The sequence below is a fragment of the Amycolatopsis sp. NPDC043885 genome (assembly GCF_056435685.1).
Genome location: NZ_JBWKEA010000011.1, coordinates 262,932 through 284,613 on the forward strand (window position 1 = coordinate 262,932; position 21,682 = coordinate 284,613).

24 protein-coding genes are annotated in these 21,682 nt (G+C 71.1%); 19 read left to right on the forward strand and 5 right to left on the reverse strand.

The window, feature by feature from the left end:
- Positions 1-114 precede the first annotated feature (114 nt).
- Positions 115-285 (reverse strand): hypothetical protein, encoded by a 171-nt coding sequence (locus AC069I_RS28700; RefSeq protein WP_478266810.1) that lies wholly within the window; start codon positions 283-285, stop codon positions 115-117.
- Positions 231-446, reverse strand: coding sequence for a hypothetical protein (locus AC069I_RS28705; RefSeq protein ID WP_478229872.1), 216 nt, complete (start codon positions 444-446; stop codon positions 231-233). The genes AC069I_RS28700 and AC069I_RS28705 overlap by 55 nt, the downstream gene beginning before the upstream one ends.
- Before the next feature lie 40 nt (positions 447-486).
- Between AC069I_RS28705 and AC069I_RS28710 the strand changes: the two genes are divergently transcribed.
- Positions 487-792 (forward strand): TetR family transcriptional regulator C-terminal domain-containing protein, encoded by a 306-nt coding sequence (locus AC069I_RS28710; RefSeq protein WP_478229871.1) that lies wholly within the window; start codon positions 487-489, stop codon positions 790-792.
- On the opposite strand, the gene AC069I_RS28715 is transcribed toward AC069I_RS28710, so the two are convergent.
- A complete protein-coding gene (locus AC069I_RS28715) occupies positions 789-1,493 on the reverse strand; it encodes a FadR/GntR family transcriptional regulator (protein ID WP_478229870.1) in 705 nt (234 codons plus the stop codon). The two genes, AC069I_RS28710 and AC069I_RS28715, sit on opposite strands and share 4 nt — an antisense overlap.
- A gap of 145 nt (positions 1,494-1,638) precedes the next feature.
- Between AC069I_RS28715 and AC069I_RS28720 the strand changes: the two genes are divergently transcribed.
- The 4 genes from AC069I_RS28720 to AC069I_RS28735 all read left to right on the forward strand — a co-directional run bounded on the left by AC069I_RS28720 (position 1,639) and on the right by AC069I_RS28735 (position 6,417).
- Positions 1,639-2,916 (forward strand): SLC13 family permease, encoded by a 1,278-nt coding sequence (locus tag AC069I_RS28720; protein WP_478229869.1) that lies wholly within the window; start codon positions 1,639-1,641, stop codon positions 2,914-2,916.
- A gap of 11 nt (positions 2,917-2,927) precedes the next feature.
- Complete coding sequence (locus AC069I_RS28725) at positions 2,928-4,337, forward strand: acyl-CoA synthetase (RefSeq protein ID WP_478229868.1); 1,410 nt, start codon at positions 2,928-2,930, stop codon at positions 4,335-4,337.
- On the forward strand, positions 4,330-5,505 hold the full coding sequence (locus AC069I_RS28730) for a carboxyl transferase domain-containing protein (RefSeq protein ID WP_478266811.1): 1,176 nt from the start codon (positions 4,330-4,332) through the stop codon (positions 5,503-5,505). The genes AC069I_RS28725 and AC069I_RS28730 overlap by 8 nt, the downstream gene beginning before the upstream one ends.
- A 90-nt stretch (positions 5,506-5,595) precedes the next feature.
- A complete protein-coding gene (locus tag AC069I_RS28735; protein WP_478229866.1) occupies positions 5,596-6,417 on the forward strand; it encodes an SGNH/GDSL hydrolase family protein in 822 nt (273 codons plus the stop codon).
- On the opposite strand, the gene AC069I_RS28740 is transcribed toward AC069I_RS28735, so the two are convergent.
- Complete coding sequence (locus AC069I_RS28740; RefSeq protein WP_478229865.1) at positions 6,398-7,330, reverse strand: helix-turn-helix domain-containing protein; 933 nt, start codon at positions 7,328-7,330, stop codon at positions 6,398-6,400. The two genes, AC069I_RS28735 and AC069I_RS28740, sit on opposite strands and share 20 nt — an antisense overlap.
- A gap of 99 nt (positions 7,331-7,429) precedes the next feature.
- Here AC069I_RS28740 and AC069I_RS28745 point away from each other — a divergent pair, with 99 nt between their 5' ends.
- Positions 7,430-8,431 carry a saccharopine dehydrogenase family protein gene (locus AC069I_RS28745; protein ID WP_478266812.1) on the forward strand — a complete coding sequence of 334 codons (1,002 nt, stop codon included), beginning with the start codon at positions 7,430-7,432 and terminating at the stop codon, positions 8,429-8,431.
- A gap of 450 nt (positions 8,432-8,881) precedes the next feature.
- Here the strand turns inward: AC069I_RS28745 and AC069I_RS28750 are convergent, their stop codons facing one another.
- The gene (locus AC069I_RS28750) at positions 8,882-9,397 is read right to left on the reverse strand and encodes a M15 family metallopeptidase domain-containing protein (protein ID WP_478229913.1); all 516 of its coding nucleotides are present in this window, start codon (positions 9,395-9,397) and stop codon (positions 8,882-8,884) included.
- 154 nt (positions 9,398-9,551) lie between these two features.
- Here AC069I_RS28750 and AC069I_RS28755 point away from each other — a divergent pair, with 154 nt between their 5' ends.
- The 13 genes from AC069I_RS28755 (at position 9,552) to AC069I_RS28815 (ending at position 21,674) form a co-directional block, all read left to right on the forward strand.
- Complete coding sequence (locus AC069I_RS28755) at positions 9,552-10,286, forward strand: response regulator (RefSeq protein ID WP_478229863.1); 735 nt, start codon at positions 9,552-9,554, stop codon at positions 10,284-10,286.
- Complete coding sequence (locus AC069I_RS28760) at positions 10,283-11,689, forward strand: ATP-binding protein (protein WP_478266813.1); 1,407 nt, start codon at positions 10,283-10,285, stop codon at positions 11,687-11,689. The genes AC069I_RS28755 and AC069I_RS28760 overlap by 4 nt, the downstream gene beginning before the upstream one ends.
- Positions 11,686-12,147 (forward strand): GerMN domain-containing protein, encoded by a 462-nt coding sequence (locus AC069I_RS28765; protein ID WP_478266814.1) that lies wholly within the window; start codon positions 11,686-11,688, stop codon positions 12,145-12,147. Before AC069I_RS28760 ends, AC069I_RS28765 begins: the two co-directional genes overlap by 4 nt.
- Before the next feature lie 236 nt (positions 12,148-12,383).
- Positions 12,384-13,133 (forward strand): 2,3-dihydro-2,3-dihydroxybenzoate dehydrogenase, encoded by a 750-nt coding sequence (locus AC069I_RS28770; RefSeq protein WP_478266815.1) that lies wholly within the window; start codon positions 12,384-12,386, stop codon positions 13,131-13,133.
- Positions 13,134-13,287: 154 nt separating this feature from the next.
- Positions 13,288-14,484, forward strand: coding sequence for an isochorismate synthase (locus AC069I_RS28775; protein ID WP_478235886.1), 1,197 nt, complete (start codon positions 13,288-13,290; stop codon positions 14,482-14,484).
- Positions 14,481-16,103: a (2,3-dihydroxybenzoyl)adenylate synthase gene (locus tag AC069I_RS28780; protein ID WP_478229858.1), complete on the forward strand. Its 1,623-nt coding sequence runs from the start codon at positions 14,481-14,483 to the stop codon at positions 16,101-16,103. Before AC069I_RS28775 ends, AC069I_RS28780 begins: the two co-directional genes overlap by 4 nt.
- Positions 16,100-16,768 carry an isochorismatase family protein gene (locus AC069I_RS28785; protein ID WP_478229857.1) on the forward strand — a complete coding sequence of 223 codons (669 nt, stop codon included), beginning with the start codon at positions 16,100-16,102 and terminating at the stop codon, positions 16,766-16,768. The genes AC069I_RS28780 and AC069I_RS28785 overlap by 4 nt, the downstream gene beginning before the upstream one ends.
- Positions 16,768-17,001 carry a phosphopantetheine-binding protein gene (locus AC069I_RS28790; protein ID WP_478229856.1) on the forward strand — a complete coding sequence of 78 codons (234 nt, stop codon included), beginning with the start codon at positions 16,768-16,770 and terminating at the stop codon, positions 16,999-17,001. The genes AC069I_RS28785 and AC069I_RS28790 overlap by 1 nt, the downstream gene beginning before the upstream one ends.
- On the forward strand, positions 16,998-17,852 hold the full coding sequence (locus AC069I_RS28795) for a siderophore-interacting protein (protein ID WP_478229855.1): 855 nt from the start codon (positions 16,998-17,000) through the stop codon (positions 17,850-17,852). Before AC069I_RS28790 ends, AC069I_RS28795 begins: the two co-directional genes overlap by 4 nt.
- Positions 17,853-17,879: 27 nt before the next feature.
- Positions 17,880-18,884, forward strand: a complete 1,005-nt coding sequence (locus AC069I_RS28800; protein WP_478229854.1) for an ABC transporter substrate-binding protein — start codon at positions 17,880-17,882, stop codon at positions 18,882-18,884.
- Positions 18,881-19,864 carry a FecCD family ABC transporter permease gene (locus AC069I_RS28805; protein WP_478229853.1) on the forward strand — a complete coding sequence of 328 codons (984 nt, stop codon included), beginning with the start codon at positions 18,881-18,883 and terminating at the stop codon, positions 19,862-19,864. The genes AC069I_RS28800 and AC069I_RS28805 overlap by 4 nt, the downstream gene beginning before the upstream one ends.
- Positions 19,861-20,901 (forward strand): FecCD family ABC transporter permease, encoded by a 1,041-nt coding sequence (locus AC069I_RS28810; protein ID WP_478266816.1) that lies wholly within the window; start codon positions 19,861-19,863, stop codon positions 20,899-20,901. Before AC069I_RS28805 ends, AC069I_RS28810 begins: the two co-directional genes overlap by 4 nt.
- Entirely contained in the window at positions 20,898-21,674 is a 777-nt protein-coding gene (locus AC069I_RS28815; RefSeq protein ID WP_478229851.1) for an ABC transporter ATP-binding protein, read from the forward strand. The genes AC069I_RS28810 and AC069I_RS28815 overlap by 4 nt, the downstream gene beginning before the upstream one ends.
- Positions 21,675-21,682: the final 8 nt, after the last annotated feature.

Here is a 21,682-nt window from a genome sequence, read left to right on the forward strand (position 1 = left end):
GGGTCCTTGAGGGGCGCGGTGGGGGTTGTGGGGGAGGGGGGGTGGGTGGGGGGGGGGGGGGGGGGGGGGGGTTTTGGGGGCGAAACCCAAAACCCCCCCCCACGACCCACTGGATCAACGCGCCACGGTCGCTTCGCCGCTAAGAAGTTGCCGAGCCCATTCGGTGATCACGGCGGCCGTCTTCGCCGGCTGGTCCTCGGCCGTGTACGCGTGACTGTCCGGAATGGTCTTCAACGGCGCGTCCAGCCGTTCGGCGAACCGCCGCGCGTGGGCGAGCGGGAACACGCGTCCTCCGCGGCCCAGGCCAGCAGGATCGGTTTGCCGAACCGGGTCGTGAGGCGGGCGGCCGCCTCACGGCTGTACCGCGCCGACACGCTGCCGATGGCCTTGCGGCCGTCGTGGCGGATGGCCGGATCGGTCATGACGGGGCCGATGAAACTCTCCATGGCCCGTGCGTCGACGGGATACTCGACGAGCCAGCCGTAGGTGTTGCGCCAGCGCCACGTGCGGCGGATCGGCGGCTACGCGGCGGGCCGCGAATTGGCGGAACGGCTCGCCCGGTCGGTCGCCGAGCAGAACGCGCGGCTCGTGGGCGCCCTGCGTGTAGGGGTGGAGGCCGGCGAACTGCGGGACGTCGACGCGGAAGAGGCCGCCACCGTGCTGTGGGCGGCGTGGAACGGGATCATCAGCCTCGGCTGGCGGCCGGATGCCTTGCGCCGCGACGAAAAGCAGCTGCGTGCCTTGCTCGCGGCGGCGACCGAGATCGCCGCGAACGGCTTGGTGAAACGCTAGTCGGCCTGCGGGTCCCAGGTCAGCAACCGGACCTTGCTGACGGTCTGGACATGCCGCCGCATCGCGTTCGCGGCCGCCTTCGGGTCGCCGTTCCGGATGGCCTCGGCGATGTTGTGATGCTGGCTCAGTGAGCGCCACGGCCTGCCGGGTTGCCGCAAAGACTCGTTGCGGCTTTCCGCGATCTGCGTGTCGATCGAACGCATGAACTCGGCGAGGAGGGCGTTGTTCGCGGCGGCGGTGATCGCTTCGTGGAACCGGCGATCGCCTTCGGCGCCGTGCCCGCCGTCCTCGATCTCGGTCTTCATGTACTCCAGTGCCGCGTCGATGGCGGCGAGGTCCGCGTCGGATCGTCGCGACGCGGCCAGTTCCGCGAGCTTGGTCTCCATCGCCTCGCGGGCTTCGAGTACTTCCGGAAGCCGCTTGCGGCGGGCGACGAGTTCGTCGACCGGTTCGACGTCGAGGTGATCGTTCCGCAGGTAGGTGCCCCCGCCGTGCCGGGATTCGAGCAGGCCCTGCACCTCGAGCACGACGATCGCCTGCTTGATCGACGCGCGGCTGACCCCGAGCCGCTCGGCGAGGTCGCGTTCGCTGGGGAGTTTGTCGCCCGCGCGCAGGCCGGACTCCTCGACGTGCGCCTTGATCCGCTCGACGACCTGCTCGTAGAGCTTCGCCCGGTTCAACCGGCTCAACGCCTCCGGCACTCGGTGCCCTCCCTTGGCTGGACAAGTGGCTCAGCCAATTTACCACTCGTGGGTTGACAGGTGGTCGCCGTCACAGGGAAAGTGGCTCAGCCACTAGTCCACTCGGCCACGCGCCAAGGGGCTCCCGCCGTCAAGGAGGACGGTCATGTCCGCCCAGCTGATCTCGATCCTTGTTCTCGTGGTGATCTTCGCCCTCGCCACGACCCGCTCGATCAACATGGGGGCGCTCGCCTTCGCCGGCGCTTTCCTCGTCGGCACCCTCGCCGGTGGCCTGGACACCGACGGCATCTTCGCCGGCTTCCCCGGCGACATCTTCGTGGTCCTGGTGGGGGTCACCTATCTGTTCGCCATCGCCAGGGCCAACGGCACCACCGACTGGCTGGTCGCCGCGGCCGTCCGCCTGGTCGGCGGCCGGATCGCGCTCATCCCGTGGGTGATGTTCGTGGTCACCGGAGCGCTGACCGCGATCGGCGCGGTGAGCCCGGCTGCCTGCGCGATCGTCGCGCCGATCGCGCTCGGTTTCGCCGCCCGCTACAAGATCAGCCCACTGCTCATGGGCGCGATGGTCGTGCACGGCGCGCAGGGCGGCGGGTTCTCGCCGATCAGCGTCTACGGCTCGATCGTCAACGGGATCGTCGAGCGCAACCACATCGCGGGCAGCCCCGTGGTGCTGTTCTTCGCGAGCCTCGGCATGAACCTCGCCATCGCGGGCGTCCTTTTCGTCGTACTCGGCGGGACCAAACTGCGGCGCCGCCAGCTCGTGACGGCGGGCGCCGAGGGAGTGGAGGCCGACGAAGAACCGCTGCCGCACGAACGGCGCATTCCCTTGGACGGGCCGAAGATCGTGACGCTGACCGGCCTGGTCGCGCTCGTGGCCGGCACCCTCGTGTTCGACCTCGACCCGGGCTTGACCGCCATCACCGTCGCCGTCCTGCTGAGCGTCGCGTGGCCCAAGACCAGCCGTTCCGCCGTCTCCGAGATCACCTGGCCGACCGTGCTGCTGATCTGCGGTGTGCTGACCTACGTGGCGGTGCTGAAGGAGATCGGCACCATCGACTACGTCGGCAACGCGGTCACCACCGTCGGGATCCCGCTGCTCGCGGCGCTGCTGCTCTGCTACATCGGAGGTATCGTCTCCGCCTTCGCGTCGTCGGTCGGGCTGATGGGCGCGCTCATCCCGCTCGCCGTGCCGTTCCTGGCGCAGGGGACGATCGGGCCGGTCGGCATGATCGCCGCCCTCGCGGTCTCGGCGACGATGGTGGACGTCAGTCCCTTCTCCACCAACGGCGCGCTCGTCCTCGCCAACGCGAAGGACGTCGACCGCGACAAGTTCTTCAAACAACTGCTGGTCTACGGGGCGCTCGTGGTGGCCGTCGTGCCGCTGATCGCCTGGCTCGTGTTCGTCGTGCCCAACTGGGGCTGAGGAGGAGATCCATGCTGGTTGCCGGGAAGAGTGACCGCGTCGCCCTGCGGTTCGGCGACGAATCCCTGACCTACGGCCAACTCGCGTGCGTCGCGGGCCCGCTCGCCGCCGCGCTGGCCGGGCGCCCGCGGGTCGCGGTGTGGGCGACACCGACGCTGCGAACCTGCGTCGCGATCGTCGCCTCGCTGACCGCCGGCGTCCCGGTGGTGCCGATCAATCCGAAGGCCGGATCACGCGAACTGGCGCATATCGTCGCCGACAGCGCGCCGGACCTCGTGCTGGCCGCGCCGGACGCCGAGCTGCCACCGGAACTCGATGTGCTGCCGCGGGTTCCGGTCGAGCTGGACACCTCGGGCACGCCGTGGCGAGGCGAGGAACCCGACCCGGAGTCTCCGGCGTTCGTCATCTACACGTCGGGCACTACCGGACCGCCGAAGGGCGTCATCCTCCCGCGCCGCGCGGTGGCGTCGAATCTCGACGCGCTCGCGGAGATCTGGGACTGGACCGACGCCGACGTCCTCGTGCACGCCCTTCCGCTGTTCCATGTGCACGGCCTTATCCTGGGCGTCGTCGGCCCGCTGCGACGGGGCGGTGCGCTGCACCACCTCGGCCGGTTCTCGACCGAAGCGGCCGCGAAGGAACTCGCCGGTGCGGGCACGATGCTCTTCGGTGTCCCGACGATGTACCACCGGCTCGCGGCCGATTGCGAGGCCGATCCCGCGCTGGCCGCCGGAGTGGGCGCGGCGCGGCTGCTGGTTTCGGGTTCGGCGGCCCTGCCCGCGACCGACCACGAGCGGATCACCGCCGCGACCGGACAGCGGGTCGTCGAACGCTATGGCATGACCGAAACTCTGATGAACTGCGGTGTCCGCGCGACGGGGGACCGGCGGCCAGGTGCGGTCGGCCCGCCGGTGCCCGGCGTCGAACTGCGGCTGGTCGACGACGCGGGAGAACCGCTCACCGGCGAGTCCGTCGGCGAGATCGAGGTCCGCGGCCCGAACCTGTTCCTCGGCTACCTGAACCGGCCGGACGCCACGGAAGCCACGATGCGCGACGGCTGGTTCAAGACCGGCGACATGGCGGTGCGCGATCCGGACGGCTACGTGCGGATCGTGGGCCGCCGCGCCACCGACCTGATCAAGAGCGGCGGCTACAAGATCGGCGCCGGCGAGATCGAGAACGCGCTCCTGGAACATCCGGGGGTCGCGGAGGCGGCCGTCACCGGGGAGCCGGACGACGACCTCGGCGAGCGCATCGTGGCCTGGATCGTCCCGGCCGGGGCCAAGCCGACGGCGGGCGAACTGGCCGACCACGTCGCCGGACTGCTGTCCCCGCACAAGCGGCCGCGTGTGGTGCGGTACCTGGAAGCGTTGCCGCGCAACGAGATGGGCAAGGTCCTCAAGCGGGCTCTCCATGACTGACCCGCTGGGCTGGGACGGTTACGCCGCTTCCCTGGCACGCGCCAGGAAACGCACGGGCACGGACGAGTCGGTGGTCTGGGAACGCGCGAAGATCGGCGGCCACGAGGTCGTCGTGATCCGCTTCGAGTTCGGCTTCCTCGGCGGTTCGGTCGGGACGAGGACCGGCGCGCTCATCGAACGGGCGCTCGACGAGGCGCGCTCGCACCGGCTTCCCGTCGTTTCGCTGCTGTCCACGGGCGGCACCCGGATGCAGGAGGGTGTTCCCGCGCTGCGGCAACTGCAGCGGATCGCGCGCGGTCTGGCGCTGCTGCGCGAAGAGCGGTTGCCGCACATCAGCGTCGCGCGGCACCCCACTACCGGCGGGGTGTGGGCGTCGCTCGGCGCCGACGCCGACGTCGTGCTCGCCGTCCCCGGCGCTCAGGTGGGTTTCGCCGGACGCCGGGTGCGGCCGGAGCGGTACGCCGACGATCCGGCGTACACGGCGGAAAACCAGTACGCGGCCGGATATGTCGATGAACTCGTGGCCGAAGACGCGATCACCGACCGGCTCGAGGTCTGGCTCGGTCTCCTGACCGGTGCCTCCCGGAACCGCCCGGCGGAGCTGCCCCGCGCACTCGGCGCCCTCGAACCCGCTCCGGACGGCTGGCAGGCCGTTCTCCGCGCCCGGTCTGCGGGACGGCCCCGCGCGGGTGCCTACCTCGACGACTACTTCGACACCCGCGTCACTCTCCGGGGCGGTATCGACGACGGCGTCCGTTGCGGGATCGGAAGCCGGGGCGGGCGGCCGATCGCCTTCGCGGCGCAGACCGGCATCGCGACCACGCCCGGCGGTTTCCGGACGGCGACCCGGCTGCTCCGGCTCGCCGACCGGCTGGGCCTGCCGGTGCTGACCCTCGTCGACACCCCGGGGGCGGCCGCCGATCCGGCCGCGGAGACGGCCGGGGCCGGGAACGCCATCGCCGAGCTGTTCGGCGCGATCGCGGCGGCGGAGGTGCCGATCACGACCCTGGTGATCGGGGAAGGCGGTTCTGGCGGCGCGCTCGCGTTCTGCTCGGCGGACCGGCTCTGGCTCACCCCGGACGCCTGTTTCTCCGTCATCGCCCCGGAACTGGCGGCCGGGATCCTCAAACGGGACCCTGAAGAGACCCCGCCCTCGCCGATGCGCTGAAGCCACGTCCCGAAGATCTGCTCGCCCTCGGTGCCATCGACGGCATCGCGGGACCGGAACCGGTCACCTTCCTGAGATAAGGGGTTCGCCATGGTCAAGCGGATAGCCGTCGCGGTGCTCGCCGCGGTCACGATCGGTCTCCTGGCCACGCCGCCCGGCCAAGCCGCCGGGGCCGCCCGCTACGTCGCCATGGGCAGTTCCTTCGCGGCTGGACCGGGAATCCCGCCGCAGCAGCCCGGAACCCCGGCGGCGTGCGGACGTTCGACGAAGAACTACGCGAGTCTCGTGGCCGGGGAACGCGGATTCGCCCTCACCGACGTCACCTGCAGCGGAGCGACCACGGCGAACATCCTCACCACCGGACAGGCCGGGCAGCCGCCGCAGATCGAGGCCGTCACCAGGGACACCCGGCTCGTGACGGTCACCATCGGCGGCAACGACGTCGGCTACGTCGGGAGCCTGTTCACCTACGGCTGCCAGAACACCGGCGGCACGAACTGCGGCCAGGTCGACCAGGACGCCGTCCGCGCCGCGCTGACCACGGTGCACGAGAAGATCGGCGCCGTCATCGCGGCGGTCCATCGGCGCGCGCCGCGGGCGCGGGTGCTGGTCGTCGACTACCTGACGATCGTCCCGCGCACCACGCCCGCCTGCGACGGCGTTCCGCTCACCCCGGAGCAGCTGGCCTTCGAACGCGAGGTCGCGGACCGGCTCGCGGCGGCGACCCGGCGGGCGGCCCGCACCGAACGGGCCACCCTGATCCCCGCGGCCGCGGTCAGCACGGACCACGACGCCTGTGCTGCCGTCCCGTGGATGGAGCGGTACGCGGCCGCGCCGGGACGCGTGCCGTACCACCCGAACGAGGCCGGGATGGCGGCCGTCGCGGACCTGATCACGGCACACCTGCGTTGACCGCGCGGAACGTGCGGCGATAGCTGTCCGGCGGCACTCCGACCGTGCGGTTGAAGTGCCGCCGCAGCGTGGCGGCGGTGCCCATCCCGGTGGCCTCGGCGATCAGGTCGACGCTGTCGTCGGTCCGTTCCAGGAGTTCCTGAGCACGGCGGATGCGCTGGGTCAGCAGCCAGCGCAGCGGGGTCGTCCCGGTCGCCGACCGGAAGTGCCTGGCCAGATTGCGGGAACTCATGTTCGCGTGCCGGGCGAGGTCCTCGACGGTCAGCGGCCGGTCGAGCCGTTCGGTGACCCAGGGGAGCAGACGGCCGAGCGGATGGTCGTCCTGGTCGGGAACCGGGGCGGTGACGAACTGGGCCTGCCCGCCCGCGCGGTGCGGCGGGACGACCAGGCGGCGGGCGATGGTGTTCGCGACGGCCGAACCGTGGTCGGAACGGACCAGATGCAGGCAAAGGTCCATCGCTGCGGCTTTGCCCGCCGAGGTGAGCACGCTGCCGTTGTCGACGTAGAGGACGTCCGGATCGACCTCCACCAAGGGAAACCGGGCGGCGAGGACGTCGGTGTGCGCCCAGTGCGTCGTCGCCCGGCGGCCGTCGAGCAGACCGGCGGCCGCCAGCACGAACGCGCCCGTGCACAGGGACGCCACCCGCGCGCCCGCTTCGTGGGCGACGCGCACGGCCTCGACCAGATCGGACGGCGGATCGACGTCGATGTCCGCCCAGCCGGGAACGATGACGGTGCCGGCGCGCTTCAGACCTTCGAGGCCGTGATCCGGTTCGAGCAGGAACCGGCCGACCTTCACCGGCTTCGAGCCGTAGACGCCGAATTCGTACAGGCCTGTGTCGAAGACCTCGTGGGCGATGGACAGCTCGAACTGCAGCATCCCGTCCGTGGCGGCGAGGGCGACCGTGCTCATGTCCGAAAGTGTACGCATGATGGCGTTCCGGACACTGTCGATCGGCGGGATCCGCCGACAGGATGGTCCACAGTGGATCGTCCGAGGACAGGAGAAATCATGGGGAACTACGACGTCGCGGTATTCGGGGCTTACGGGCACACCGGGCGGTTCGTGGTGGCGGAGTTGCGCGAACGCGGATTCGGCGTGCTGGCCGTGGGACGCGACGAGGCGAAACTGCGCGGCCTGCCTTGGCCCGATCTCGACGTGCGGCAGGCGTCGGTGGACGACCCGGCTTCGCTCGACCGCGCGTTCGCGGGCGCGGACGCGGTGATCAACGCCGCCGGGCCTTTCGCCGACACCGCCGCTCCGGTGATCGAAGCGGCGCTGCGGGCGGGGATCCCGTATCTCGACGTGGCCGCGGAGCTCGAAGCGAACATCGACACCTTCGCTCAGTTCGGCGAGCGTGCGGCGGGAGCGACGGTGATCCCGGCGATGGCGTTCTTCGGTGGCCTCGGCGACCTGATGGTCACCGCCGCGATGGGCGACTGGACGTCCGCCGACGAAGCCCACGTCGCCTACGGGCTGAGCAGCTGGCATCCGACGGAGGGGACCCGCGCGGCGGGCAGGGTCTCGCGGGAGCGGCGTGACGGCAAGCGGATCCGCTTCTCCGGCGGCCGGATCGAACACCGCGACGACGCGCTGCCGGAGCTGGATTGGGACTTCCCCGCACCGCTCGGGACCCGGGCCGTGCTCGGGGAGTTCACGATGGCCGACGTCGTCACCGTCCCCAGTCACCTCGACATTCCCGAGGTGACCACGTACATGACGGTGAACGCGGCTCGCGAGGTCGTGACGCCCGAGACGCCCGCGCCTCCCGCCGGCGGCCCTTCCTCGCAGGAGTTCGTGGTCGACGTCGTCGTGCGGTCCGGCGGCGAAGAACGGCAGATCGTCGCACGGGGGCAGGACATCTACGCGATCACGGCACCGCTGGTGGTGGAGGCCGTCCAGCGCGTGCTCGACGGCCGGACGAAGGCGACCGGGGTCGTCTCGGCGGGCGAGGTCTTCGACGCGGCCGACTTCCTGGCGGCGTTGGCACCGCGGATCACGGTGGAGGGGTGACCCAGCGACACGCAACTCCGCACCGACGCCGCATCCGGCAGGGTCGCGAAGGCCACTTTCGCAACCAGCAGTCGGCGCAGGTGGGAACGCAATGCCACGTAGCTTGAGTTGATCTTGGATGGGGTCTTGATCGTAAGCGGTGAGGGTTGCCGCAGGTCACGCGCTCGGTTGCCCTCTGGCAGACAGGAGCCGACCGCGCCCACGAGGGGGTCGTGGGGGGGGGGTTTTGGTGGGGAACCCAAAAACCCCCCCCCCCCCCCCCCCCCCCCCACCCACCCAACAGTGCCCCCTCCTCCCCCCCAAACGCCACTCACGACCCCCTCGACCCACGACCAGGCCGAAGGTGCCCCTTCGTCGCATCAGACGCAGCGAAGGGAGCCTTCACCCCACCCGTCAACCTCGCCCAAGATCAACTTAAGCTACGTGACATTGGGTGGGAACGGTCCCGCGCTAGTCACGGGCGCGTGAGTGGGTCGTCCGCCAGCCGGGATGCGGCAGCCGCGCGGGCGGAGCCTCGCCGGGCCGGTACTCGAAATGCCACCATTCGTTGTCGTAGATCCGGTAAAGCGCGAAGCGGGCGCCGTGGACCTCCAGCCACTGCGCGCCTTCGCGCGGCCGGACGTCCAGCGCGGTACCGCTGACGTGCGCGGAATCCTGCGGCGGCAGGACACGCTTGCCGCTCCGTCCAGCCTCGGCGAGGTACAGCCGATGCTGCTCGGCGGCGTCCCGGTGCCCCGAGGTGACGCCGAGGAGCGTGCGGTGCCGCCAGAACGCCTCGGTCCTGGCGGCGGTGAACGCGGCGAGCGTTCCGGCGGTCAGCCCGGCGAGATTTTCGGCGGGGAACCGCAATGACAGCGCCCAACCGCAGGCGAGCCGCCGAGCCTGGCCGGGGGACCGCAGCCACGCCGGGATCAGCAGCAGTACCGCGAGGACGCGGGTGATCGCCGCGAGCAGGAGTTCTTTCATGACGTCGACACTCGCCGACGCCTGTGCGAACCCGATCGCGGCGGCGTGCGCGGACGCCGACGAAAATGTCACCGTTCCGCACGGAGCACGCCGTGACAGAACGAAGACATTCCGTGGACGTTCCGCGGAAACAGGATGGGCACCATGGCGTGTCATGGACGAGCGGATTCCGTCCGGCGCTGCGATAGTCGTCGGCATGCCCAGGGTGCTGCTCATCGAGGACGATCAAGCCGTGCGTGACGGGCTCAGCATGGCGCTGGGCGGCCGTGGCCACGCGGTCGACGCGGTGGCCACCGGCGAGGAAGGCCTCGCCCGGCTCGCGTCCCGGCCGCCGGATATCGTCGTACTGGACCTGATGTTGCCAGGACTGGACGGTTTCGAGGTCTGCCGCCGGATCCGGGCGGCGGGGGATCTGCCGATCATCATGCTCACCGCGCGCAACGAGGATATCGACGTGGTGGCCGGACTCGCCGCCGGCGCGGACGACTACGTGGTCAAACCCGCCAGGGCGCAGGTGCTGGAGGCGCGGATCCGCGCGGTGCTGCGCCGCAGCGGGCAACCCGCGGCGGCGGCGCCCACGCCGGCCGAGATCGAGCGGCACGGCGACCTCGGCATCGACCGTGCCGCGCTGACGGTGACCAAGGGGGACAAGCCCGTCGCCCTCGCCCCGACCGAACTGCGGCTCCTGCTCGAACTCACCCAGGTGCCTGGCCGGGTGCTCAGCCGCCAGTACCTGTTGGAAAGCGTGTGGGAGCACGGGTACTTCGGCGACTCGCGCGTCGTCGACGCTTGTGTACAGCGGCTGCGCGCGAAGATCGAGGACGATTCGTCCGCGCCGGTATACGTGCAGACGGTCCGGGGGTTCGGCTACCGGTTCGGACCACTGTGAAGCTCGGTGGGCTGCGCACCCGCCTGCTCCTGGCCTTCAGCCTGCTGGTCGTGATCACCGCGGCGACGGTCGCCGGCGGCGCCTACGTCCAGTCCCGCACCGTGATCCTCCAGCAGGCGCAGGACGCCACCGCCCGCGTCCTGGTCGACAAGGCCACCGCGCTGTTCCCGCTCGGCCCGCTGCCGCCGGCCGACGGAACGCTGAGCCGGATCAGCGGCGAGCTGTCCGACCGTGACCTGAGCTCACTGGTCCTGTACGAGGACGAGTCGAGCGGGAACGAGCAGATGCGGGCGCTGATCTCACCCGAGCTTCGCGAGCGAGTCCGGTCGGGAAATGTCGCCTGGCAACGAGTCGACTCCCGCGGCACGCCGATGCTGGTGGTGGGCACCAGGTTCACGGTTCTGCTTCCCGGTGGGCAGCAACGGGATTCGGGCATCGAGGCCTACATCGCGCGCAGCATGGCGCCGGAGGCGAAGAGTATCGACGAACTCGCCACCCGGGCCTGGCTGATCGGCGGGGTGGCGCTCGTCTTCGCGATCGGGCTGGCGTTGCTGGCCGCCCGCGGAGTCCTGCGGCCGGTGCGGGAACTGGGCGACGCGGCGCGGCGGCTGGGGAAGGGCGACCTGCGCGCGCGGATCAGCGTCCGCGGCTCGGACGAACTGGCCGGGGTGGCGCGCACGTTCAACGAGACGGCCGAAGCGCTGGAGCGGCACGTCGGCGAGCTGGAACGGATGGAAGCCGACGCGAGGCGGTTCGTCGCCGACGTCTCCCACGAACTGCGCACCCCGCTCGCCGCGATGACCGCGGTCGCGGACGTACTGGAGCAGGAGGCGTCGAAGCTGCCGGGGGACGCCGGTCGCGCGGCGAAGATGAGCATCGAGGAGACGCACAACCTGACGCGGCTGGTGAACGACCTCATCGAGGTCTCCCGCTTCGACGCCGGTGCGGCCGCGCTGGCACCGGAAGAAGTCGACGTCGCCGAGGTCATCACGGCGAGCCTGCGCATCCGGGGCTGGACGGGCGAGGTAGCGGGCGATCTGCCCTCCGGGATCTTCGCGGAGTGGGATCCGAGGCGGGTCGACGTCATCGTGGCGAACCTGGTCGGGAACGCGTTGCGGCACGGGGAAAAGCCGGTCGCACTCCGGCTTTCCGAAGCGGGGGAGTGGATCACGCTGGAGGTCTCGGATCGCGGCCCCGGGCTGGCGCCCGAGGTGCTTCCGCACGTGTTCGACCGGTTCTACAAGGCGGATTCGGCCAGGGCGAGGTCCGGCGGCAGCGGGCTCGGACTGGCGATCGCCTGGGAGAACGCCCGGCTGCACGGCGGCAGCCTGAGCGCGGCCAACGGCGTCGACGGCGGTGCGGTGTTCACGCTGCGCCTGCCCCGGCTGGGAGTGACGGCATGAGGAAGAACTGGCTTTCGGCGCTGCTGATCGTCTCGGTGGTCGCGGGCTGCGGCGTCCGGCCCAGTGCCGTGATCTCCGGTGCGCCCGCGCCGGCGGGCCCCGCGAACGGCGCGGTGCTCTACTTCCTGTCCGGCGGGCAGCCGGTCCGCGTGTTACGCCCGCTGGCGCAGGAACTGCCTCCGGCGAGTCCCGTCGATCTGCTCGCCGCCGGGCCGGACGAGAGCGAGCGGGAACGGAACTACACCACCGAAGTCCCGCCCGGCACCGCCGTTCTGGACCAGACGCCCGCGCCGAACGGCGTCACGGTGACCCTGTCGGTCGGCGTCGCCGGGTTGTCGGCGAGGGCGGTCGACCAGATCGTGTGCACCGCCAGGGATTCTCTCGGCGGGAGCGCGCAGATCACCTTGCGGGGCGAAGGAGCCGTCCGCGGTCCGCTGTCGTGTCCCTTGCCCGGTTAGCGGCGGCCACGGTCCGTGAAGGCCTCCTTCACTACCTTCAGGGTAGGGAAGGAGGCCTTCACGGACCGAACCAGCCAGGGTCGGCCCGCATACGCGGGCGGCACGCACCACGGCATTTTTACCCGCCCCGTCCAGGCCGGAAGTGTCCCGAATCACCGGTGCCGGTCCCTCGCTTTGCCTCGATCGGACCGCTAGCTTAGGCAAGGCTAAGCAAATGGAACGGGGGTGGTTGTGGCGTGGAAGGGATCGAGGGCAAGGTCGCGCTCGTGACCGGAGGCGCGCGCGGGATCGGGGCGGCCGTCGTGGACGGGCTCGCCCGAGCGGGTGCGATTGTGGCGGCGGTGGACCTGGCGGAAAGTGCTCTCCGGGACGGAGTGACCTCGTTCGTCGCGGACGTCGGTAATCCCTCCGCCGTCGCGCGGGTCGTCGACGAGGTCGAACGCGAACTCGGGCCGATCGGGATCGGCGCGTCCGTCGCGGGTGTACTGAAGCCGGGGTCCGTCTGCGACACGAGCGACGAAGACTGGGCGGCGACCTTCGCGGTCAACTCCACCGGTGTCTTCGCCGTGCTCCGCGAGATTTCCCGCCGGATGGTGCCCCGCCGGAGCGGTGTGCTGGTGACCGTCGGGTCGAACGCGGCGGGAGTCCCGCGCAGCGGGATGGCCGCTTATGCCGCGTCGAAGGCGGCCGCGACGATGCTGACCCGCTGTCTCGGGCTCGAACTCGCCGGCTCCGGCATCCGCTGCAACATCGTCTCTCCCGGCTCGACCGACACCGAGATGCAACGTCTGCTGTGGACGGACGAGAACGGCGCGGACCGTGTCATCGCGGGAAATCCGGAGCAATACCGTGTCGGCATACCGCTGGGCCGGATAGCCGAACCGGCCGATATCGCCGACGCAGTCCTGTTTTTGGCCTCCGACCGCGCGCGGCACATCACGATGCAGAACCTCTACGTCGACGGCGGGGCCACGCTCCGCGCGTGATCTCGATGACGCAACGAAGACTTTTCGGGTCCGTATGATTAGGTTAGGCTAACCGAAAAGGCGCGTCCGGGGGTGGCGTTCCGCGTCGCATAGGGCACCGCAACACCACGGGGTGCCGACCTGGTCAGTAGTATTCGCGAAAGGGAATCCAGTCGTGTCCTCACCTGCACCGGCTCGACCAAGGCCGGTCCACCAGGCGGCCGATCTGCTGGCGGCGTACCTGCCCGGATCGTTCTACTACTCGTCCGCTCGAGGATCTCTTCTCGCCGACGGGGTGTATTCCCCGGTCCACGCGGTGCCGGGTAAACGTGCCCGTGCCGCCGCCGAAGTCCTCGACGCCGCCCTTGTGGCGGGAGTGACCGAACCCGTGGTGGCGGGAGCGATCGGATTCCGGCCCGACGCGCCGAGCAGCCTGGTGGTGCCCGCCGTGGTGCGCCGGGCAGGACCACCGAAGGCGAGTGGTCCGGTCGCCCCGCTCGGCGGCGGGACCTGGTCGGTGTCGCCGCGGCCCGCGCCGGAGGTCTACACCACTGCCGTCGCCAAGGCGCTGGACGAGATCCGCGACGGTGACCTTCGCAAGATCGTGCTGGCCCGCTGCCTCGACCTCACCGGTGGCGATCCCATCGCCGTGCCGCGGCTGCTGGCCCGGCTCGTCCACGCCGATCCGGCGGCCCACGCTTTCGCGGTCGACGTCAGCGCGCCGGGGGATCCCGCGCCGCGCACCCTGGTCGGCGCGAGCCCGGAACTGCTGGTCTCCCGCCGCGGCCGTGTGGTGACGGCCAACCCGCTGGCCGGATCGCGGCCGCGAGTGGCCGACGACGCCGAAAACGCCCGCCGGATCGACGATCTGCTGGCGTCCGGAAAGGACCGTGCCGAACACGCCCACGTCGCCGCCCAGGTGGCCGAAGTGCTGGGCCGGTTCTGCGTCGACCTCGACGTCCCCGCCGAACCCGAGGTGATCGGCACGCCCACGATGTGGCACCTCTCGACCAGGATCAGCGGACGGCTCGCCGACCCGGGCGACGCCGGGTCGTCCGCGCTCGGGCTGGCGGAAGCACTGCATCCGACACCCGCCGTCTGCGGTGTCCCGACCGCGCTCGCCCGCGACACGATCGCCGCGCTCGAACCCGAGGATCGCGGCTATTACGCGGGTCTCGTCGGCTGGACCGATCAGGACGGTGACGGCGAATGGGTCGTCACCATCCGCTGCGCCGAGGTCCGAGACCGCACCGTGCGGCTGTTCGCCGGCGCGGGAGTGGTGGCGGGTTCCGATCCGGCGGCCGAACTCGCCGAGACCGGCGCGAAGTTCGGCACCATGCTGCGCGCGCTCGGCCTGGAGGGAGTGGAATGACCTCCGACCACGTGCCCTGGCCGCCCGAAACCGCCGCGCGCTACCGGGCTTCGGGATACTGGCGCGGCCAGACCTTCGGCAAACTGCTGACCAGCCTGGCCGAGGCCTACGCCGAGCGTCTCGCCGTGATCGGCGAGAACGCCCGCTGGACCTTCGCCGAGCTCGACGAGCGGGCGCACCGGCTCGCGGCCGGATTCGCCGGGGCCGGAATCCAGCCGGGTGACCGGGTCGTCGTGCAACTGCCGAACGTGCCGGAGTTCGCGTCCGTCGTGTTCGGACTGTGGAGGGTGGGCGCGCTGCCGGTATTCGCGCTGCCTGCCCACCGGGCGAGCGAACTGCGGCATTTCGCCGGACAGAGCGAGGCGGCGGCGATCCTGACCGTCGGCGAACACGAACGGTTCGACCACGCGGCCATGGCGCACGCGGTCGCCGCCGAAATTCCTTCGGTGCGGAACGTCTTCGTCGTCGGCACGGAGGAGTTCGCCGTGCTCGAAGCGGCGACCCCGCGTGCCCTGCCGGATCCGGATCCCGCCGGGGTCGCGTTCCTCCAGCTGTCCGGCGGCAGCACCGGCCTGCCCAAACTGATCCCGCGCACGCACGACGACTACCTCTACAGCGTCCGCGAAAGCGCCCGGATCTGTGGCCTGCGCCCGGAAAGCGTGTACCTGGCCGCGTTGCCGGTCGCGCACAACTTCCCGCTCAGCTCGCCCGGTCTTCTCGGGGCGCTGCACGCGGGCGCGGCCACGGTGTTCGCGCCGCGTCCCGACGCCGACACCGCGTTCCGGCTGATCGAAGCCGAGGGCGTGACGATCACCGGGCTCGTGCCGCCGCTGGCCGCCGCGTGGGCGCAGGCGGCCGCGCGGAACACCCGCGATCTGTCCTCTTTGGACGTCCTGCTGGTCGGCGGCGCGAAGTGCGCGCGTGAACTGGCCGAGAAGATCGGTCCCGCGCTGGGCTGCCGTCTGCAGCAGGTGTTCGGCATGGCCGAGGGACTGGTCTGCTACACCCGGCTCGACGATCCGGACGAGTACGTCCTCGCCACGCAGGGACGGCCGATCTCGCCGGACGACGAGATCCGCGTCGTGAACCCGGACGACCCACTGTCCACTTCGGACGACGTCGTCGCGCCGGGCGAGATCGGCGCCTTGCTGACCCGTGGCCCGTACACGATCCGCGGCTACTACCGTGCCGCCGAGCACAACAAGACCGCGTTCACCGAGGACGGCTTCTACCGCACCGGGGATCTCGTGCGGCGGCACCCGTCGGGACACCTCGAAGTCGTCGGCAGGGCCAAGGAACAGATCAACCGCGGCGGCGAGAAGGTGGCCGCGGAAGAGGTCGAGAACCACCTGATGGCCCACCCCGGCGTGCTCGACGCCGCCGTCGTCGCGGTGCCGGACCCGTACCTGGGCGAGCGCACCTGCGCCTACGTCGTCCCCGCTGCCGGTGCCGAGCCCGTCGCGGCGGAACTGCGCCGGTTCGTGCGTGAACGCGGAGTGGCGGCGTTCAAGGTGCCCGATCTGGTCCAGATCGTGCCGGAGTTCCCGGTCACCGGCGTCGGCAAGACCAGCAAACGCGAGCTGCGGGCGGCACTGGCCGCCCTGGCGAAGGAGAAGTGAGAGTGTCACTGCCCGAGATTCAGCCATATGCCCTGCCGACGGAGGCCGAGCTGCCCGCCGGCCGCGTCGGCTGGAAGCCCGACCCCGCCCGCGCCGCGTTGCTGGTGCACGACGCGCAGCGGTACTTCCTCGCGCCGTACGAAGGATCCCCGGTGCCGGAGATGGTCGCGAACATCGCCGCGCTGGCCGACGCCGCCCGCGCCGCGGGTGTCCCGGTGTTCTACACCGCGCAGCCCGGTCACCAGGCCGCCGAGGATCGCGGGCTGCTCACCGAATTCTGGGGCGACGGCATCGGCGCGGTCATCGACGAAGACCCCGCCGCCGCCGACGTGGTGGCCGAACTCGCCCCGAAACCGGGGGACAAGGTCCTGACGAAGTGGCGCTACAGCGCGTTCCAGCGCAGCACGTTCACCGAACAGCTCGCCGAGGCAGGCCGGGATCAGCTGCTGATCACCGGCGTCTACGCGCATATCGGCTGCCAGGCCACCGCCGTCGAGGCGTTCATGCGCGACATCCAGCCGTTCCTGGTCGGCGACGCGGTCGCGGACTTCTCCCGCGAACGCCACGACCAGGCCTGCGAATACGTCGCCCAGCGTTGCGGCGCACTGACCACCACGGCCGCCGCGCTCGCCGCGCTGGCCCCGATGCACGCCGGAGCGCGGTAATGAGCCTGACCACAGCGAAGATCCACGCCGACGTCGCCGAACTGCTCGGCTGCGATCCGGCCGAGCTGAAGCCGGAGACCGATCTCACCGACCTCGGACTCGACTCGATGCGGATCATGGGCCTCGTCGAGCAGTGGCGCACCGAAGGCGCCGACAACCTGGAGTTCGCCGACCTCGCCGAACAGCCGACCCTCGGTCGCTGGACCCAGGTCCTCACCGGGAGCACCGCGTGAGCCGCGCCGACCATCGCCACCGGCACCTCGAACGCATCGCCGAGGTGCGCGGGGGAGCGCACGCGGAGAAGGTCCCGTACCCGATCCGCGTCCGGCAGGCCGAGGTCGTGCGCACCACGATGATCGGTTCCGGACTGCTCCGCGTCACCCTCGGCGGGCCGGGAACCGCGGGTTTCGAGGCGCATTCGCCCGACGAGCACGTGAAAGTCCTGTTCCCCGAGCTGGATGCCGAGCCGAAGCTGCCGGTCCAGGACGGCGACATGCTGCGCTGGCCCAAGCCCTCCCCGACGTCGCGCGAGTACACGGTCCGCCGGTACGACCCGGCTTCCGGGGAACTCGACCTCGACGTCGCGCTGCACGAGGGCGGGCTCGGCTCCGGCTGGGCCGAGAAGGTCGCCCCCGGCACGCCGGTGCACGTCGCCGGTCCGCCCGGTGGGCTGATCGTGCCGCACACCTACGACCGCTACCTGCTCGCCGGTGATCTCACCGCGCTGCCCGCGATCGCACGCTGGCTCGAAGAGTTGCCGCGCACCGCCGCGGGCTGGGTGTTCATCGAGGTCGCCGACGCGAGCGAGGAGATCGAGCTGTCCGCGCCCGGAGACGTCGAAGTGCATTGGCTGTACCGAGGCGACGTCGCGCCGGGTGCCTCGGACATGCTCGCCCGCGCGGTCATGACGATCGAGGTCCCCGCCGGTGAACGGCTCTACGCCTGGGTCGCCGGTGAAGCCGGGCAGATCAAGCCGCTGCGCCGCTGGCTCAAGAACGACCTCGGGCTCGGCAAGGACGACCACGACGTGACCGGCTACTGGAAACGCGGCGTCGCGGACTTCGACGACGAGCACGACCACTGATCCCCACCAAGAAGAACGAGGAAATCCATGCGCACCACCAGAACCCGACGCCTCGCCGGAGCGATCGCGCTCGCGCTGACGGTCGCGACCGCGGCCACCGCCTGCGGTTCCGGCGAAGACGGCAAGGCCGCCGACGGCGGTCAGACCAGGGTGTTCGCCGCCGACAACGGCCAGATCACCATCCCGGTCTCGCCGAAGCGGGTCATCGCCACCGGCTACGCCGTGCCCGCCCTGCTCGAAGCGGGCGCGCCGCTGGTCGGGGTGTCCAGCTGGAAGCGCGGCATCCCGCTGTTCAACGAGCAGGAGCGCAAGAAGTACGACGAGCTGGCGAAGGTCGCGGGCGAGTCGGCGGCGGAGACGAACTACGAGGCGATCGCGCAGGCGGATCCGGACCTCATCGTCATCGGCGTGCCGAAGCCGGTGCTCGCGGACATCGACATCAAGCGGCTCGAAGCGATCGCGCCGGTCGTGGCGATCGGCCCGTCGGTGCCGTCGATGTGGCGTGAGCTGTCCCGCAAGCAGGCCGACGCCGCCGGCGCGGCCGCCGGGTTCGACGCGCTCAAGACCGCGTACGACACCAAGGCCAAGGGGCTGGCCGAGAAGTACAAGGCCGTGCTGCCGCAGCTGAAGCTGGGCCACGTCGGAGCGTACGGCGAGGTCGCCAAGGGCAACTTCCAGCGTGAGTTCAACGGTTCCTGGGGCACCAACGTCGCGCAGGACATCGGCGCCACCTACTTCGGCCAGGTCAAGGTCAAGGGCGGCGGCTCGAAGGACGTCAGCGAGTACCCGTCGATCGAAGAGCTGTCGACGGCGTTCGCGCAGGCCGACGCCATCACCTACTCGGTCAGCGCCGACGGTTCCGTCCCCGCGCCGGTCAAGTACGTCCTCGACTCGCCGCTGTGGAAGGAACTCCCCGCGGTGAAGGCGGGCAAGGTCTACCCGTTCCGCTTCACCGAGGCCGCCACCTACCGGGCCGCGACGTCCACTTTGGACGCCGTCGACCAGGCGTTCGCGCCGCTGCTCAAGCAGTGACCACCACCGGGCGGTCCGCGCTGCTCGGCGCCGCACTGCTCGGGCTCGTCGTGGTCGCCGTGCTGAGCGTCGGCATCGGCGCGCACGCCATCGCCCCCGGCGAGGTCGTGCGCGCCCTGCTGGGCGACGGGAATCCGAGTGACCGGGCGGTGGTCCTGGACATCCGGATGCCGAGGGCGGTGCTGGCGATCGGGGTCGGCGCGGCCCTCGCCGTCGGCGGTGTGCTCGTGCAGGCCTTGTCCCGCAACGCCTTGGCCGAACCCGGCGTGCTCGGCGTGACCGCCGGGGCCGGGTTCGCCATCGCGGTGGGGTCCTCGTTCGGGCTCGCCGCGTCGGCGCCCGCCGAGCTGGGCCTGGCGGTGCTGGGCGCGGTCGGCGCTTCGGCGCTGGTGTACGCGGTGGGCAGCAAGTCGCCGCTGCGGCTGGTGCTCGCCGGGACCGCGTTGAGCGCCGTGCTGCTGGGGCTCACCCTCGGCCTGCGGCTGCTGTTCCCGGACACCTTCGACGTCTACCGGTTCTGGTCGGTGGGCTCGCTGGCAGGACGTGAGCAGGCGCCGACCACGGTCCCGCTGATCGTCATCGGCCTGTCCCTGCTGGGAGCGTTCGCGGTGAGCCGTCAGCTGAACGCGATCGCGCTCGGCGAGACGGTCGCGCACACGCTCGGCGCGAACGTCGCCAGGGTCCGGACGATCACCCTGCTGCTGATCACGCTGATGGCGGGCGCGGCGACCGCGCTGGCCGGGCCGATCCTGTTCGTCGGGCTGATCGTGCCGCATCTGGCCCGCCGGGTGGCGGGCGCGTCGATCCCGTGGCTGATCGCGTTCGCCGCGCTGCTCGGCCCGGTCCTGATGCTGGCCGCGGACGTCGGATCCCGGGTCCTGCTGCCGACCGGCGAGGTCCCGGTCGCGATCGTGACCGCGTTCCTCGGCGGCCCGGTGCTGATCTGGGCCGTCCGCAAATACGGGGCGGCGCCACTGTGAAAACTGTGAACGAAGCGAGCTCACTCGTCGTGCGGCGCGGGCGGTTCTCCGCCCGGCTGGAACGCCGCACCCTCTTCTTCCTCGTGGCGATGCTGGTGGTCATCGCCGGTCTGACGCTGCTCGGGCTCTGCTACGGCGCCGCGTGGGCGAGCCCCGCTCGTGTGTTCGCCGCGCTCACCGGTTCGGGTGGCGGGCCGGGCGTGGTCATCCGCGAATGGCGGCTGCCCCGGGTACTTGCCGGGTTGGTGTTCGGCGCCGCGCTCGGCCTGGCGGGCGCGATCTTCCAGAACATCACCCGCAACCCACTGGGCAGCCCGGACGTGATCGGTCTCGACGCCGGTGCCTACACCGGCGCGCTGTTCGCGATCACCGTGCTCTCGGGGACGTCGACGCAGCTGACCGTCGGTTCGGTGCTCGGCGGCGTGATCACGGCGGCGATCGTGTACGCGTTGTCGCTCGGCGGCGGGCTGTCCGGGCTGCGGCTGATCGTCATCGGGATCGCGATCAACGCGATGCTGACCGCCTTGAACTCCTGGATCGTGCTGCGTGCCGAACTCGAGATCGCGATCGCGGCCGTCGGCTGGAACGCCGGTTCCCTCAACGGGATCGGCTGGGACGACGTCGCGATCCCGTTCGGCGTGCTCGCGGTGCTGTTCGTCGTGCTGTTCACCAGGGCGCCGGCGTTGCACCAGGCCGCGCTCGGCGGCGCGCTGGCGGTCACCACCGGTGTCCGCTGGGACCGGCTGCGGCTGGTGCTGGTGCTGATCGGGGTCGGCTGCACGGCCACGGTCACCGCCGTCGCCGGGCCGATCGCGTTCATCGCGCTGGCCGCCCCGCAGATCGGGCGGCGGCTGGCCCGCACGCCCGGTATTTCCCTGCTGCCCGCCGCCCTCACCGGCGCCGTGCTGCTGACCAGTGCCGACCTGGCCGCCCAGATGCTGCTCGCGCCGGAAGCGCTGCCGGTCGGTGTGGTCAGCACCGTGATCGGCGGCGGCTACCTGATCTGGCTGCTCACCAAGGAGGTGCGGCGCACATGAGTGCCCGCTTGACCGCCCGGGACCTGACCCTGCGCTACGGCGACCGGGTCGTGTCGACCCGGCTGAGCCTCGATGTGCCCGACCGCGCGTTCACCGCCGTCGTCGGACCGAACGCGTGTGGCAAGTCGACGTTGCTGCGCGCGTTCGTCCGGCTGCTGCGTCCGGCCGACGGCGAGGTCCTGCTCGACGACAAGGACGTCGGTTCCTTCCCCGGCAAGGGTTTGGCGCGGGAACTCGGGTTCCTGCCCCAGGACCCGGTGGCGCCGGAGGACGTCCGCGTCCGGCAGCTGGTCGCGCGCGGCCGGTTCCCGCACCAGTCGCTGTTCGCGTCGTGGTCCGAAGAGGACGAACGCGCGGTGATCGAGGCGATGACCGCGGCCGGGGTCGCGGGCCTGGCCGACCGGCCGGTGCAGGAGCTTTCGGGCGGACAGCGTCAGCGCGTGTGGGTGGCGCTGGTGCTGGCGCAGAAGACGCCGTACCTGCTACTCGACGAGCCGACGTCGTTCCTCGACATCGCGCACCAGTACCAGCTGCTGAGCTTGCTGGCGCGCCTGCGCGACGAGGGCCGCACGGTGATCGCCGTCCTCCACGACATCAACCAGGCCTGCCGATACGCCGATCACCTCGTGGCGTTGCGGGACGGCCGGATCGTCGCCGAGGGCGCGCCCGCCGACATCGTCGACGCCGAGCTCATGAAGGAGGTCTTCGATCTCCCCAGCGTCGTCGTGCCCGACCCGGTGACCGGAACCCCGATGGTGGTGCCCTCATGCTGAGAGGCTGG

Bases quoted from the DNA above. Each gene is read 5' to 3' on its own strand.
- AC069I_RS28705 (WP_478229872.1), bottom strand. From the start codon at position 446: ATGGAGAGTTTCATCGGCCCCGTCATGACCGATCCGGCCATCCGCCAC.
- AC069I_RS28720 (WP_478229869.1), top strand. From the start codon at position 1,639: ATGTCCGCCCAGCTGATCTCGATCCTTGTTCTCGTGGTGATCTTCGCC.
- AC069I_RS28725 (WP_478229868.1), top strand. From the start codon at position 2,928: ATGCTGGTTGCCGGGAAGAGTGACCGCGTCGCCCTGCGGTTCGGCGAC.
- AC069I_RS28730 (WP_478266811.1), top strand. From the start codon at position 4,330: ATGACTGACCCGCTGGGCTGGGACGGTTACGCCGCTTCCCTGGCACGC.
- AC069I_RS28735 (WP_478229866.1), top strand. From the start codon at position 5,596: ATGGTCAAGCGGATAGCCGTCGCGGTGCTCGCCGCGGTCACGATCGGT.
- AC069I_RS28740 (WP_478229865.1), bottom strand. From the start codon at position 7,330: ATGAGCACGGTCGCCCTCGCCGCCACGGACGGGATGCTGCAGTTCGAG.
- AC069I_RS28745 (WP_478266812.1), top strand. From the start codon at position 7,430: ATGGGGAACTACGACGTCGCGGTATTCGGGGCTTACGGGCACACCGGG.
- AC069I_RS28750 (WP_478229913.1), bottom strand. From the start codon at position 9,397: ATGAAAGAACTCCTGCTCGCGGCGATCACCCGCGTCCTCGCGGTACTG.
- AC069I_RS28755 (WP_478229863.1), top strand. From the start codon at position 9,552: ATGGACGAGCGGATTCCGTCCGGCGCTGCGATAGTCGTCGGCATGCCC.
- AC069I_RS28765 (WP_478266814.1), top strand. From the start codon at position 11,686: ATGAGGAAGAACTGGCTTTCGGCGCTGCTGATCGTCTCGGTGGTCGCG.
- AC069I_RS28780 (WP_478229858.1), top strand. From the start codon at position 14,481: ATGACCTCCGACCACGTGCCCTGGCCGCCCGAAACCGCCGCGCGCTAC.
- AC069I_RS28790 (WP_478229856.1), top strand. From the start codon at position 16,768: ATGAGCCTGACCACAGCGAAGATCCACGCCGACGTCGCCGAACTGCTC.
- AC069I_RS28800 (WP_478229854.1), top strand. From the start codon at position 17,880: ATGCGCACCACCAGAACCCGACGCCTCGCCGGAGCGATCGCGCTCGCG.
- AC069I_RS28815 (WP_478229851.1), top strand. From the start codon at position 20,898: ATGAGTGCCCGCTTGACCGCCCGGGACCTGACCCTGCGCTACGGCGAC.